The organism is Bordetella hinzii LMG 13501 (genome assembly GCF_001548475.1).
GTDB lineage: Bacteria > Pseudomonadota > Gammaproteobacteria > Burkholderiales > Burkholderiaceae_B > Bordetella > Bordetella hinzii.
In genome coordinates this window covers 1-12,663 of sequence record NZ_LRUJ01000030.1, presented here as the reverse complement: position 1 = coordinate 12,663, position 12,663 = coordinate 1, and the positions used below count along the sequence as shown (strand labels likewise).

Genomic DNA, 12,663 nt, shown 5'->3' with positions numbered 1-12,663 from the left:
GATCCATATAAACAGTCTATCCAACTATAAGGGATTACCGCCTGGCCGTGCCTTGTCTAGACTGGGGTTTCTTTTCAACCGGAGCACAGCATGGAAACTCAGATCGGGCGCTTGACCCACTGGATAGGCGGCCAGGCCGAGGACGGCGCCGAGCATGGTTCTCAGGCCATACACGACCCGGCCACGGGCGAGGTGGTGGCCGAGGTGGCCCTGGGCGGCAGCCAGGCCGTGGCCCGCGCGGTCGCGGCGGCGCGGACCGCCCAGCCGGCCTGGGCGGCCAAGAGCGCCTTGCACCGCGCGCGCGTGCTCAACCGTTTCCTGGCCATCCTGGACGACAACAAGGAAGCGCTGGCGCGCATGATTTCGCGTGAGCATGGCAAGGTGATCTCGGATGCGCGCGGCGAGGTCATGCGCGGCATCGAGGTGGTCGAATTCGCCTGCGGCGCGCCCCAGCTGAGCAAGAGCGCGATGTCCATCAATGTGGGCGGCAATATCGACAACTGGGTGCAGCGCGAGCCGCTGGGCGTGGTGGCGGGCATCACGCCTTTCAATTTCCCGGTGATGGTGCCGCTGTGGATGATGCCGGTGGCGCTGGCCACGGGCAATGCCTTTGTGCTCAAGCCCAGTCCGCTGGACGCTTCTCCCTCCCTGGCCCTGGCGCAGATGCTGGCGCAGGCCGGCCTGCCCGCGGGCGTGGCCAGCGTGGTGCAAGGCGGCGTCGAGGCCGTCAATGCCTTGATCGACCATCCCGACGTGAAGGCGATTTCCTTTGTCGGATCGACCGCGGTGGCGCGCCAGATCTATGAGCGCAGCGCGCGCGAAGGCAAGCGCGTGCAGGCGCTGGGCGGGGCGAAGAATCATCTGGTCGTGATGCCGGATGCCGACCCGCAGGCGGCCGCCGATGCGCTGGTGGGCGCGGCCTTCGGCAGCGCGGGCGAGCGTTGCATGGCGATTTCGGTTGCGGTGTTCGTGGGCGGCGCCGGCGAGGCGGTGCTGCCGCATATCCTCAGCAAGTCGCGTGAACTCAAGGTGCGCCGCGGCATGCAGGAAGAAGCCGAAATGGGCGCCATCGTGAGCGCGGCGGCGCGCCAGCGGATCGCCTCCTACATCGCCTCGGGGGTGGAGGAGGGCGCCAGCCTCCTGCTCGACGGCCGGGATATCGATCCGGCTTCCTGCGGCGCGGGGTGCGAACAAGGCTATTGGCTGGGCCCCACGGTATTCGACCGGGTGCAGCCGTCCATGCGCATCTACCGCGAGGAGATCTTCGGGCCCGTGCTGGCCTGCGTGCACGTGGACACGCTCGAAGAGGCCATCGCGCTGATCAATCGCCATGACTTCGCCAATGGCGTGAGCCTCTATACCGACAGCGGCACGGCCGCTCGCGCCTTCGTGCAGGGCATCGAGGTCGGCATGGTGGGCGTGAACGTGCCCATCCCGGTGCCGGCGGCGTGGCAAGGGTTCGGCGGCTGGAAGCAATCGCTGTTCGGCGACTTGCATGTCTATGGCGAGGAGGGCGTGCGCTTCTACACGCGCCAGAAGAGCGTGATGCAGCGGTGGGCGGCCCAACCCGCCGGGATGTCCTTTGCCATGCCGCGTTCGGGCTGAGTTCAGGCAGTCGTGGCCAGCGGGTTCAGGCGATCGGCGATCTCGTGCTGCACGCGGCGCAGATGCTGGCGCATGGCCTGCTCGGCCGCATCCGGCGAGCGGGCCGCGATGGCTTCGGCGATGGCGCGATGCTCCTGGTCGCGCCGCTCGATGCGCTCGCGCGTGACCGCGCTGACCGCCGGCACATGGAGCCTGTGGTCGGATCCGACTCGCCTCAGAAAGGCGTAGAGGCTGGCCGCCAGTTGGTTGCCCGAGCTGTCGGCCAGCAACTTGTGAAAGGCGATGTCGCCGATAGTGCGCGTCACGCCCCGCGGGGTGGTGGCGGCCTCCAGGATCTTGGCGATCTGCACCGGCGAGGCCCGCACGGCGGCCAGCCGCGCGATGGCCGGCTCCAGCACCATGCGCAGTTCAATGACTTCCAGCGCGTTGGTGTCCTGCACCACCACATCGCTCTTGAGCACCGGACTGTCGTTGCGCCGGATGACCGGACGCGGCAATTCGGCGGCCTGGCGCATGGTTTCGAGCGCCAGGCGCAGGCGGTGGCGATTGACATTCAAAAGACCGGCGAGCACCCGTTCGGGTGGGAGTTCTTCGCCCTTGCCGATGATGGCGCGAATCTGCGTGACCAGCCGGGCCACATCGTTCGATACCTCGGGTTGCCTGGTGCGTGGCATGGTTTTCCCGCCTCCTTTTTTGCGTACATCTTATGGATTGGCCAAGGCCGCGGCAATATCGGAAACCCTCATGGTTGTTTATTGGGTGTATTTGGTTGTATTTATCTAATCCATTGATTAATAAGGATAAAAAACCATGTTTTCGACAGCCATGGTGGTTGGTTAGGGGTTTTCCATAAATAAACCAAAATCGTGTTTACACAACCAGTGGTTGTTATTAGATTTTCTCCCGTTGAATGGTGATAACCAAACAAGGGGAACCTTATGCAAGCAAACACGGCCACCGATCGCGCCGCGGAACTGCTGTCCATGTATGGCGAGATCGAGCGCAAATACATGTTCCCGTTCTGGGCGCGCGAGGAAGACGAGCACGACGACATCAAGCAGCTGATGAACGGGCCCAAGCCCATCGCGCATCGCTGGTCCTTCCGCAGCGATATCCAACCGCTGCTGGCGCAGTCGGCGCGACTCATCTCCACCGAGAACACCGACCGGCGCTCCCTCATCCTGATCAACCCGGGCCTGGCCCCGAGGCGCGCGACGGTCTCCACGCTGTACACCGCCTATCGCCAGAACGACCCGAACGAAATCATGCCTCCCCATGCCCATACGGCCAGCGCCGTGCGTTTCGGGCTGACGGGCAAGCAGAACTTCACCGGGGTGGAGGGAGAGGACATCACGTTCCTGCCGGGCGACATGGTGCTCACGCCGCGCGACACTTGGCACAACCACGGCAACCTGGGCGATGAACCGGCGATCAATCTGTCCGTGCTGGACTATCCGCTGGTCGAGAACCTGAACGCGCTGTCCTTCCAGCACGATTACCAGGAGAACGGCGAGGTGGTGCGCAAGCAGAGCGCGCGCTTCCAGACCGAGTACTCGCGCATGGTCTACGGCATCGGCGGGCTGACGCCGCGTTTTCTGGACCATCGCCGCGGCGGGGGCGACTCCTCGCCGATGTTTGTCTATCGCTACGAGGCCATGCGCGAGCTGCTGTACCGCTTCCGTGACTGGGATGAGTCGCCGCATGAGGGCGTGCTGATCGAATACACCCATCCGCTGCGCGGCGGGCCGGTCTATCGCACGATGACCTTCTTCATGCAGATGGTCCGCCCGGGCGAAACCACGCTGCCGCTCAAGCAGACCGCCAACCTGCTGGTCTCGCCGTTCTCGGGCCAGGGCAGCATGGCCGTGGGCGAGCAGACGTTCGCGCTCGAGCCTTTCGACACGGTGGCCGTGCCCAGCGAGAACTGGGTGCAATACCGCAACGACAGCACCGAGCCGCTGATTCTCTTCATTGCCAGCGATGAGCCGGCCTTGCGCGCCATGGGCTTGTTTCATCAGTGGTCGCGCACGGCCCAGGGCGACCTGATCGAGCTGGTCTGAAGGAGTCGGGTCTTGGCTAAACAATGGAACACCTCGCTGCTGGCTCACGTCGATTGCGAGGGGGGCGGGCAGGTCTGGGTCGAGGGGACGACGATGTATGTCTCCCATATGCGCCCGCCGTATGGCACCTCCATCTACGACGTCGCTGATCCGCGCAAGCCGCGGCTGCTGGCTTCGCTGGAGGTGCCGATAGGCTGGCATTCGCACAAGGTCAGGGCGCAGGACGGTCTGATGATCGTCAACTACGAGAAATTCCGCAGCGGCGCCGACGATTTCGGCGGCGGCCTGGGTATCTACGATGTCAGCCGTCCCGAGCGGCCGCGCCTGATCACCCACTGGAAGACGGGCACACAGGGCGGCGGCGTGCACCGCTATGATTTTGACGGGCGCTACGCCTATATCTCGCCGACCGCGCCCGGTTATGTCGGCAACATCGTCAAGATCCTGGACCTGAAGGACCCGGCCCGGCCCGAAGAGGTGGGCCGCTGGTGGATCCCCGGCCAGCATGTGGAAGGCGGCGAGGCCTATCCCTGGGACAACTATGTGCCGCCGCGCTGCCATCACCCGCTGCGCATGGGCAATCGTCTGTACGTGTCCTACTGGCACCACGGCATGTTCATCCTCGATATCGAGGACATGTCGCGGCCCAGGCTGGTGTCGCAGTTCAACACGGGTCCGGCCCATCCGCATCCCACGCATACCGCCTTGCCCATCCCCGGCCTGCTCAAGGGCCGGCAGGTGTTGGTGGTCGCCGATGAGGACGTCGCCAAGCTGCGGCCCTCGCCGCCGGCGTTCACCTGGTTGTTCGACATCAGCGACGAGCGCCAGCCGCTGCCTATCTCCACCTTCCAGGTCGATGGGGTGGATCCGGACGGCCAGCCGCGCGAGGCCATGTCCGGCTGCCATCAGCCCGCCGAGCGCTTCAGCGGCACGGTGCTGCCCTTTGCCTGGTTCGCGCGCGGGCTGCGCCTGGTGGATATCAGCGATCCCTTCCGGCCGCGGGAGGTGGGCTTCTACGAGCCCGACGTGCCGGCTGGCTTCGAACGGGTCTCTTCCAACGATGTCACCACCGACGCGCGCGGTCTGCTCTATCTGCTGGACCGCCAGCGCGGCCTGGACATCATCGAAAGCACTGTCTACGGAAACTGAATATGCCCTATCTACAGCAAGCCTTCGGCAAAAAGAATCCCAACCTGCCTTTCCATCCGGCCGTGCGCGCCGGCGATTTCGTGTTTGTCTCGGGCCAGGTGGCCAAGGACGAGAACGGGGTCATGCTCGAGGGCACCATCGAGCAGCTTACGCGGGCCACCATCGAGGCCATGCGGCGCGCCCTGCAGGCGGCGGGCTGCGACCTGGCCGATGTGGTCAAGGTGACCACCTACCTGGAGGACGCGCGCGATTTCGGCCGCTACAACGGGGTGTTCAAAGAGTTCTTTCCGGACGGCATGCTGGCGCGCACCACGGTGGAAGCGCGCGCGGTCATCGACACCAAGGTCGAGATCGAGTGCATTGCCTATAAGCCGCAGTGAGCGGCCACAACGACATTACAAGGGAGTTTGATCATGCTGGAAGTTCTGGGACGCGCCACCTCGGGCAATGTGCAGAAAGTGCTGTTTCTGCTGGAAGAGCTGGGGGTGCCCTACAAGCGCCACGATTACGGAAAGACTTTCGAGGGCACCACGCTGACGGCCGAGTACAAGGCCTTGAATCCCACCCAGAAGGTGCCCACCCTGCGCGACGGCGACCTTCATGTCTGGGAGTCGCACACCATCCTGCGCTATATCGCCAATGTCCAGGACGCCGTGGCGCTCTATCCGCGCGATCCGGCCGCGCGCAGCCAGGTCGAACGCTGGATGGACTGGACGCTGGCGTCGCTGAACGTCGCCTATCTGGCCGGCTTCAAGGAGGCCAAGTTGCCGCCCGAAGGACAGACCGAAGCGGCCACCAAACTCCTGACGGCCGAACTGTCCCTGCTCGATGAGCATCTGGCTGGCAAGACCTGGGTGGCCGGCGAGGCGTTCTCGCTGGCCGATATCTGCCTGGCCCCGCTGGTGCGCCGCTGCCTGAAGTTCCCGCATCAAAAGCCGGAGTTGCCGCATCTGCGCCAATGGATGGCCCGCATCGAACAGAAGCCGGCCTTCGCCACGGCCGTGGCCGCGGGTTGAGGCCATGGCGAGGCTTGCGAATCCCGGCGCGCCGCCCTCCGGCGCGCAGATACGGGCCCAGGGGCTGACTGTCGATTTCGACACCCGGGCCGGGCGCGTGCGCGTTCTGCAAGGCATCGACGTCGAGATCGCCAAGGGCTCGTTCACCTCCATCATCGGGCCGTCGGGCTGCGGCAAGAGCACCTTGCTCAAAGTCTTTGCCGGCCTGGTGCCGCCCACGGGCGGGGAGGTCTCGGTGGCCGGCGTCAAGCCGGCCGAGGCGGTGCGCCAGCGGCGCGTGGGCATGGTGTTCCAGGAAGCGGCCCTCATGCCCTGGAAAACGGCGCTGGAGAATGTGTGCTCGCTGATGGAGCTGGTGCAATCGCGTCCCAAGGACGAGCTGCGCCAGCGGGGGCGCGAGATGCTCAGGCTCGTGGGGCTGGAATATGCCGCCGACCGCTATCCCAAGCAGCTCTCCGGCGGCATGCGGCAGCGCGTGTCCATCGCGCGGGCGCTGGCGCTGGACCCCGAGGTGCTGATGATGGACGAACCCTTCGGCGCCCTGGACGCCATTACGCGCGAAACCATGAGCGATTTCCTGCTCGATATCTGGCGGCGCACGGGCAAGACCATCGTCTTTGTCACGCACTCCATCGACGAGGCGGTCTATCTCTCGGACAGTGTCTATGTCATGGCGACCAATCCGGCCCGCATCGTCGAAAAGCTGGATATCGGCCTGCCCGGACCCAAGGACGAGAGCACCTTCTCCAGCCCGGTCTTTCATCAGAAGTCTTTTGAGCTGCGTCAGCTGCTGAAAGCCGGACACGCACAGGGCAATGCATGATGAGCACGAGCACAACCATGAAAGAGAAGCTGACCGCCGCACCCGCGGCGCCGGGCCGGCTGGCCCAGGCCTTGCGGGCCGCCACGCCCAGCATCGTGCTGGTCCTCATCATCCTGGCGATCTGGGAGGGCTGTGTCAGGGCGTTGGAGGTCTCGGCTTTTGTCGTGCCCGCGCCGTCTAGCATCCTCGCGGTGCTGCTGGAGCGCCAGGGCGAGCTCATGCACGCCTCGTTGGTGACGGGGGCGGAAATCCTCTACGGCTTCCTGTACTCCTGCATCGTAGGCATCGTGGTGGCGCTGCTGGTGGACCGCTTCGCCTGGTTCGGGCGCGCGAGCTATCCGCTCATCGTGCTGTTCCAGAATGTGCCCAAGATCGCGTTGGCGCCGCTGCTTATCTTGTGGTTTGGCTACGACCTGCTGCCCAAGGTCGCCCTGATCGTCATCATGGCGTTCTTCCCGGTGACCCTGAACATGCTGGTGGGCCTGCGGTCGGCCGACGCCAACCTGGTGTCGCTGCTGCAGTCCATCGGCGCCACGCCCAACCAGGTGCTGGCGCGCGTGAAGCTGCCGGCGTCGCTGCCGGCGCTCATGGCGGGCATGAAAGTCGCCATCACGCTGAGCGTGATCGGCGCGATCGTGGGCGAATTTGTCGGCGCGTCGGCCGGGCTGGGCTACATGATCCAGTTCGCCTCCAGCCAGATGGATACCGCGCTGGTGTTTGCCGCGCTGGTGCAGGTCTCGGTGCTGGGGGTTGTCTTCTACTACATCATCGAATTGCTGGAAATGCGCTTTCTCGGCTGGGCGGCGCACTGATCCTGGATATCAACAAGGGGAAAACCATGATGAAACGTTGGAAATCGGGCATTCTGGCTGGCGTCCTGGCGCTGGCCGCGGGCGCGGCCCAGGCCAAGGACACCGTGTCGGTGCAACTGGACTGGGTGGTGCGCGGCAACCACGCGCCTTTCTTCGTCGCCAAGGACAAGGGGTATTTCGACCAGCAGGGCATCACGGTGCAGGCGATACGCAAGGGCACGGGGTCGACCGATGCGCTGCGCCTGGTCGCCAATGGCAATGCGGACTTCGGGTTTTCGGACCTGCCCACGCTGATGGTGGGGCGCACGCAAGGCGTGGCCAACACGGCGCTGGTGGCGGTGAACCAGAAGACGCCCCTGGCCATCATTTCGGTCAAGAAGCATTTCGACCTGACAAATGCCCAGCAGCTCAAGGGCGCCAATATCGGGGTGCACCCCGCGGGCTCGACCTATATCTTCCTGAAGGCCGCGCTGGCCAAGAACGGCTTGTCGCTGAGCGACATCAAGCAGTCCACGGTCTCGCCGCCCTACGAGAATTTCCTCCTGCTCAACCGTGTCAATGCGGTGCCTGGCTACATCGATGCCGAGGTGCCCGAGCTGGAGCACAAAGCGGGCGGCCCGGGTTCGCTGTCGGTGCTGCACGGCGCGGACCTGGGCATCCAGAGCTATGGGTCGGGCATGTTCACCTCAGACAAGACCATCGCCGAGCGGCCCGACCTGGTGCGCCGCTTCGTGACGGCCTATATGAAGGCGTTCGCGGACGTCATCGCCAACCCGGAGGCGGCCGCCGACGTGCTGATCAAGAACAATCCCGAATACAAGGACAAGAAGGCCATGTTGGTCGCCCAGCTGCAGGCCGACCTGGACTTCACCTTCTTCAGCGAGCACACCAAGGCGCACGGACTGGGCTGGATCGACGCCGGCCTGTGGAAATCGACCGCGGCGCTGTACAAGGAGCAGGGAGCGCTGGCGCCCACGTTCGACGACAGCAAGGGTTTCGACATGAAGTTTCTTGAACAGGCTCAGCCGCTCAAGCGTTAAGGGGTAGGGGATGCATACGCATGATACGGCTTCGGGGCCGGTGATCCTGCCGGGCCAGACCGGCCTGTTCTACGGCGGCCAGTGGCATCGCTCCGTGGCCGACCGCTGGCTGGAGGTCGAGGCGCCCGGCACGGGCGAAGTCCTGGCGCGGGTGGCCGACGCCACGGCCGAGGATGTGGCGCGGGCAGCGCGGGCGGCGCGCGCCGGCGCCCGGACATGGCGCCGCACCGCGCCGCTGGCCCGCGCCGCGGTCCTGCGCAAGATCGGGCAGCGCCTGCGCGAGAATGCCGCCCAGCTGGCGCTGCTGGATGCGCTGGACTGCGGCAATCCGGTCAGCGAAATGGGCTCGGACGTGATGGTGGCCGCCGCCTTGATGGACTTCTTCGCCGGGCTGGTCACCGAGTTGAAGGGCGACACCATTCCCATGGGCCATGAAGCGCTCAATTACACCGAGCGCGAGCCGGTGGGCGTGGTGGCGCGTATCGTGGCCTTCAATCATCCGCTGCTCTTTGCCATGGGCAAGCTGGCCGCGCCGCTGGCCGCCGGCAATGCCGTCATCATCAAGCCGCCCGTGCAGGCCCCGCTGTCGGCCCTGCGCTGCGCCGAACTCATCGGCGATCTCTTGCCCCCGGGCGTGCTGTCCATCATCCCGGGCGGCGGCGAGGCCGGCGCCGCACTGGCCGCGAGCCCCGATGTCGATATGGTCGGCCTCGTGGGCAGCATCGCCACCGGCCGCAAGGTCATGGAGGCGGCGGCGGGACGGCTCAAGCCGGTGGCGCTTGAGCTGGGAGGCAAGAATCCCTTCGTGGCCTGCCCGGATGTGGATCCGGCGCTCGTGGCGCGCGCCATCGTCGACGGCATGAATTTCACCTGGTGCGGCCAGTCCTGCGGTTCGACCAGCCGGGCCTTCGTGCACCGCGACATCTATGACGAGGTCTGCGAGCGGGTGGCGCAGGCCTGCGCGGCCTATGTGCCCGGCGATCCGACGGCGGCGGCCACCACCATGGGCGCCATGATCAGCGCCGAACACCGCGACCGCGTCAAGAACGCCATCGACCGGGCGCGCGATGCGGGCGCGCGCCTGCTGTGCGGCGGCGGCATCCCGCGGGCCGGCGTGCCGCCCGGCGGCCACTACCTCGAACCCACGGTCTTCGCCGATGTGGCGGCCGACTCGGCCTTGGCCTGCGAGGAGCTGTTCGGGCCGGTGCTGGCCATCCTGCCCTGGGACGATGAGGCGGCCTTGCTGGCCGATATCCATCGCCTGGATGTGGGCCTCACGGCGGCCATCTGGACCACGGACCTGGCGCGCGCGCACCGGCTGGCGCGTGAGATAGACGCCGGTTTTGTGTGGATCAACGAGGTCGGCAAGCACTTCCTGGGCGCGCCCTATGGCGGTGTCAAGCAGTCTGGCATCGGACGCGATGAATGCTTTGGCGAGATGTTGTCCTTCACACGCGAAAAAAACGTGCATGTCAGCCTGCGCCAGGTGGGACGCTCATGAAGATGGCCTACGACTACATCATCGTCGGCGCCGGCTCGGCCGGCTGCGTGCTGGCCAACCGCCTGAGCGCGGACGGCCAGGCGCGGGTACTGGTGCTGGAGGCCGGCCCCTGGGACCGGGATCCCCTGATCCATATCCCGTTGGGCTGGGGCAAGATCCTGCAGAAACGCCTGCATGACTGGGGCTACGATGCCGAGCCGGCGGCGCATGCCGACGGACGCGCGATCGAGTGTGCCCGGGGCAAGGTGGTCGGAGGCAGTTCTTCCACCAACGCCATGGCCTTCGTGCGCGGCCACCCCGGCGATTTCGCCCGCTGGGCGCGCGACTACGCCCTGCCTGAATGGACCTTCGACCAGGTATTGCCGTATTTCCGGCGGCTCGAGGACTGGGAGGAGGGCGACAGCTCGGCCCGCGGCGGCGGCGGTCCTTTGCGCGTGCAGCGCTGCCGTTACCAGGACCCGCTGCTCGATGCCTTCGCCCAGGCAAGCCGGCAGGCGGGACACAGGTGGCTGGAGGATTACAACGCCCAACCCGCGGGCGGTTTTTCGCGGCTGCAGATGTCGATACGCCAGGGGCGGCGATGCAGCGCCGCCACGGCCTATCTGCGGCCCGCGCTGGCGCGCCCCAACCTGACGGTCCAGACCGGCGCCCACGTCCTGGGCCTGGAATTCGAGGGCGACCGGGTGGTGGGCCTGCGCTATGTCCGTAATGGGCGCGAACACGTGGCGCGCGCCGGCGCTGAAGTGATCCTGTCGGCGGGCGCGATCAATACGCCGGCCATCCTCATGCATTCCGGCATCGGGCCGGCCGGTGTGCTCAAGGCAGCCGGCATCCGCGTGCGCCAGGACCGCCCCGGCGTGGGCGCGAACCTGCAGGATCATATTTCCGTCATTGTCACCGCCAAGCGGCGCGAACCCGGGCCCTTTGTGCGCGGACTGCGCGCCGACCGCATCGGCCTGTCCATGGCGCGAGCCTATCTGGGGGGCGAGGGTTTCGCCGGCGACGTGCCGGGCGGGGTGGTGGGCTTCGTCCAGCCCGAGGGCGCCGAGACACCCGACCTGCAGTTCCTGCTGACGGCCGCGCCGTTCAATGCCCATCCCTGGTTCAAGCCGCTGCGCAAGCCTTTTGACGACGGCTTCGCGGTGCGCACGGTGCTGCTGCATCCGCATAGCCGGGGCCATATCACGGTGGCCGGCGCCGATCCGCTGGCCGCGCCGCGCATCGAGCAGAATTTCCTGGCCAGCGGGCGGGACCGCGAGCGCGTCAGGGATTCGGTGCGCATCGCGCGCGAGCTGCTGCGCCAGCCCGCCCTGGGCGGCTACGTCGCCGCCGAGGTCCTGCCCGGGCAGGCGGTCGAGGATGGCGAGGCGCTGGATGCTTTCATACGGCGTACCGCCATCACGGTGCATCACCCGGGTGGCACTTGCCGCATGGGGGCCGACAGCGACCCCCTGGCGGTGGTGGACGGCCGCATGCGCTGCCTGGGGCTGCGCGGGCTGCGCGTCGTCGACGCCTCGGTCATGCCGGATCTCACCTCCGGCAATATCAACGCCCCGGTGCTGATGCTGGCCGAACGGGCGGCCGATTGGATCCGGGAGGCGGGGGCATGATGCGATTGGCCTTGCAGCGGCATCGCTGCGTCAGCCTGTTGCCGCTGGCGCCGAAAGCGCGGCAGCGGCTGGACGACTTCTTCGCCCTGGAGTGCCGGCAGGCGGAAGACGGCCTGCCCGCCGACACGGCGGCCTTGATCGTCCGGTCCTGCACGCTGGCCGGCATGTCGCCGGAGCGGGTGCCGGCGGGCGTGCAGTCCGTGACCGTGGTGGGCCACAAGGTGCCGGAGGCCTTTCTGGCGGGGATGCGGCGGCGCCGCATCCTGGTGACCTGGCCCAATGTGGCTGATGCGCAGGATGACAGCCAGGCCATGGAGGTTTGCCACGACGTCATGGCCGCTTTCGGCTTCGGGCGCCTGGGCGCGCGGCCGCGCAACGTCATCAACGACGAACTGCTGTGCGACTGCTGCTGAAGGCGAAGCGGTAGTGGTATTCTCTTAAGCTGTTTCCGTCGCCTTTGGACAAGGAGCACTACATGGCAAAACCGACCAAGAACAGCAGCGCCGCACCGCGTATCAACATCGGTATCTCCGACAAGGACCGCGCGGCCGTGGCGGGCGAGCTGTCCAAGCTGCTGGCCGACTCGTACTCGCTCTACCTGATGACGCACAACTTCCACTGGAACGTGACCGGGCCGTTGTTCAACACCCTGCACAATATGTTCATGACCCAGTACACGGAAGAGTGGGGCGCGCTGGACAGCATCGCCGAGCGTATCCGCGCCCTGGGCCACTACGCCCCGGGCACGTATCGCGAATACGGCAAGCTGACCTCCATCGAAGAGCCGAGCGACGTGCCTGAAGCCCTTGAGATGGTGCGCATGCTGGTCAAGGGCAACGAAGCCGTGGCCAAGACCGCCCGCGCCGCTTTCGAGAAGGCCGACGCCGCCAATGACCAGCCCACGGCCGATCTGCTCACGCAGCGCCTGGACGTGCATGAGAAGAACGCCTGGATGTTGCGCAGCCTGCTGCAATAAACGTCCATGGCGTTGCACAAGAAATCCCGGCCTGCGGCCGGGATTTCTTTTGTTTGACGCGCCAGCGTGCG

The 12,663-nt window shown here is 66.2% G+C and carries 13 protein-coding genes; 12 read left to right on the top strand and 1 reads right to left on the bottom strand.

What is annotated here, in order from left to right:
• Positions 1 to 90: 90 nt before the first annotated feature.
• Complete coding sequence (locus tag AXA74_RS17565; RefSeq protein ID WP_032979548.1) at positions 91 to 1,605, top strand: CoA-acylating methylmalonate-semialdehyde dehydrogenase; 1,515 nt, start codon at positions 91 to 93, stop codon at positions 1,603 to 1,605.
• A 2-nt stretch (positions 1,606 to 1,607) separates the two neighbouring features.
• Here the strand turns inward: AXA74_RS17565 and AXA74_RS17560 are convergent, their stop codons facing one another.
• On the bottom strand, positions 1,608 to 2,279 hold the full coding sequence (locus AXA74_RS17560; RefSeq protein WP_029580824.1) for a FadR/GntR family transcriptional regulator: 672 nt from the start codon (positions 2,277 to 2,279) through the stop codon (positions 1,608 to 1,610).
• Positions 2,280 to 2,543: 264 nt separating this feature from the next.
• Here AXA74_RS17560 and AXA74_RS17555 point away from each other — a divergent pair, with 264 nt between their 5' ends.
• The 11 genes from AXA74_RS17555 (at position 2,544) to AXA74_RS17505 (ending at position 12,592) form a co-directional block, all read left to right on the top strand.
• The gene (locus tag AXA74_RS17555) at positions 2,544 to 3,665 is read left to right on the top strand and encodes a cupin domain-containing protein (protein ID WP_032962815.1); all 1,122 of its coding nucleotides are present in this window, start codon (positions 2,544 to 2,546) and stop codon (positions 3,663 to 3,665) included.
• 12 nt (positions 3,666 to 3,677) lie between these two features.
• Positions 3,678 to 4,814: an LVIVD repeat-containing protein gene (locus AXA74_RS17550; RefSeq protein ID WP_029580826.1), complete on the top strand. Its 1,137-nt coding sequence runs from the start codon at positions 3,678 to 3,680 to the stop codon at positions 4,812 to 4,814.
• 2 nt (positions 4,815 to 4,816) lie between these two features.
• Positions 4,817 to 5,194, top strand: coding sequence for a RidA family protein (locus AXA74_RS17545; RefSeq protein WP_029580827.1), 378 nt, complete (start codon positions 4,817 to 4,819; stop codon positions 5,192 to 5,194).
• Positions 5,195 to 5,227: 33 nt separating this feature from the next.
• Complete coding sequence (locus AXA74_RS17540) at positions 5,228 to 5,830, top strand: glutathione S-transferase family protein (protein ID WP_029580828.1); 603 nt, start codon at positions 5,228 to 5,230, stop codon at positions 5,828 to 5,830.
• A gap of 4 nt (positions 5,831 to 5,834) precedes the next feature.
• On the top strand, positions 5,835 to 6,653 hold the full coding sequence (locus AXA74_RS17535; protein ID WP_029580829.1) for an ABC transporter ATP-binding protein: 819 nt from the start codon (positions 5,835 to 5,837) through the stop codon (positions 6,651 to 6,653).
• A 17-nt stretch (positions 6,654 to 6,670) separates the two neighbouring features.
• The gene (locus tag AXA74_RS17530) at positions 6,671 to 7,465 is read left to right on the top strand and encodes an ABC transporter permease (protein WP_029580830.1); all 795 of its coding nucleotides are present in this window, start codon (positions 6,671 to 6,673) and stop codon (positions 7,463 to 7,465) included.
• 26 nt (positions 7,466 to 7,491) lie between these two features.
• Entirely contained in the window at positions 7,492 to 8,505 is a 1,014-nt protein-coding gene (locus tag AXA74_RS17525; protein ID WP_029580831.1) for an ABC transporter substrate-binding protein, read from the top strand.
• Between the two features lie 10 nt (positions 8,506 to 8,515).
• A complete protein-coding gene (locus AXA74_RS17520; RefSeq protein WP_048940088.1) occupies positions 8,516 to 10,006 on the top strand; it encodes an aldehyde dehydrogenase family protein in 1,491 nt (496 codons plus the stop codon).
• A complete protein-coding gene (locus AXA74_RS17515) occupies positions 10,003 to 11,616 on the top strand; it encodes a GMC family oxidoreductase (protein ID WP_032979549.1) in 1,614 nt (537 codons plus the stop codon). Before AXA74_RS17520 ends, AXA74_RS17515 begins: the two co-directional genes overlap by 4 nt.
• Positions 11,613 to 12,029: a hypothetical protein gene (locus AXA74_RS17510; protein ID WP_032960163.1), complete on the top strand. Its 417-nt coding sequence runs from the start codon at positions 11,613 to 11,615 to the stop codon at positions 12,027 to 12,029. Before AXA74_RS17515 ends, AXA74_RS17510 begins: the two co-directional genes overlap by 4 nt.
• 62 nt (positions 12,030 to 12,091) lie before the next feature.
• On the top strand, positions 12,092 to 12,592 hold the full coding sequence (locus AXA74_RS17505; RefSeq protein ID WP_029580835.1) for a Dps family protein: 501 nt from the start codon (positions 12,092 to 12,094) through the stop codon (positions 12,590 to 12,592).
• Positions 12,593 to 12,663 lie beyond the last annotated feature (71 nt).

What these genes read in the sequence shown, in the direction of transcription:
- AXA74_RS17525 (WP_029580831.1), top strand. Translation starts at nt 7,492, where the DNA reads ATGATGAAACGTTGGAAATCGGGCATTCTGGCTGGCGTCCTGGCGCTG.
- AXA74_RS17555 (WP_032962815.1), top strand. Translation starts at nt 2,544, where the DNA reads ATGCAAGCAAACACGGCCACCGATCGCGCCGCGGAACTGCTGTCCATG.
- AXA74_RS17560 (WP_029580824.1), bottom strand. Translation starts at nt 2,279, where the DNA reads ATGCCACGCACCAGGCAACCCGAGGTATCGAACGATGTGGCCCGGCTG.
- AXA74_RS17510 (WP_032960163.1), top strand. Translation starts at nt 11,613, where the DNA reads ATGATGCGATTGGCCTTGCAGCGGCATCGCTGCGTCAGCCTGTTGCCG.
- AXA74_RS17565 (WP_032979548.1), top strand. Translation starts at nt 91, where the DNA reads ATGGAAACTCAGATCGGGCGCTTGACCCACTGGATAGGCGGCCAGGCC.
- AXA74_RS17505 (WP_029580835.1), top strand. Translation starts at nt 12,092, where the DNA reads ATGGCAAAACCGACCAAGAACAGCAGCGCCGCACCGCGTATCAACATC.
- AXA74_RS17515 (WP_032979549.1), top strand. Translation starts at nt 10,003, where the DNA reads ATGAAGATGGCCTACGACTACATCATCGTCGGCGCCGGCTCGGCCGGC.
- AXA74_RS17545 (WP_029580827.1), top strand. Translation starts at nt 4,817, where the DNA reads ATGCCCTATCTACAGCAAGCCTTCGGCAAAAAGAATCCCAACCTGCCT.
- AXA74_RS17520 (WP_048940088.1), top strand. Translation starts at nt 8,516, where the DNA reads ATGCATACGCATGATACGGCTTCGGGGCCGGTGATCCTGCCGGGCCAG.
- AXA74_RS17540 (WP_029580828.1), top strand. Translation starts at nt 5,228, where the DNA reads ATGCTGGAAGTTCTGGGACGCGCCACCTCGGGCAATGTGCAGAAAGTG.
- AXA74_RS17535 (WP_029580829.1), top strand. Translation starts at nt 5,835, where the DNA reads ATGGCGAGGCTTGCGAATCCCGGCGCGCCGCCCTCCGGCGCGCAGATA.
- AXA74_RS17530 (WP_029580830.1), top strand. Translation starts at nt 6,671, where the DNA reads ATGAAAGAGAAGCTGACCGCCGCACCCGCGGCGCCGGGCCGGCTGGCC.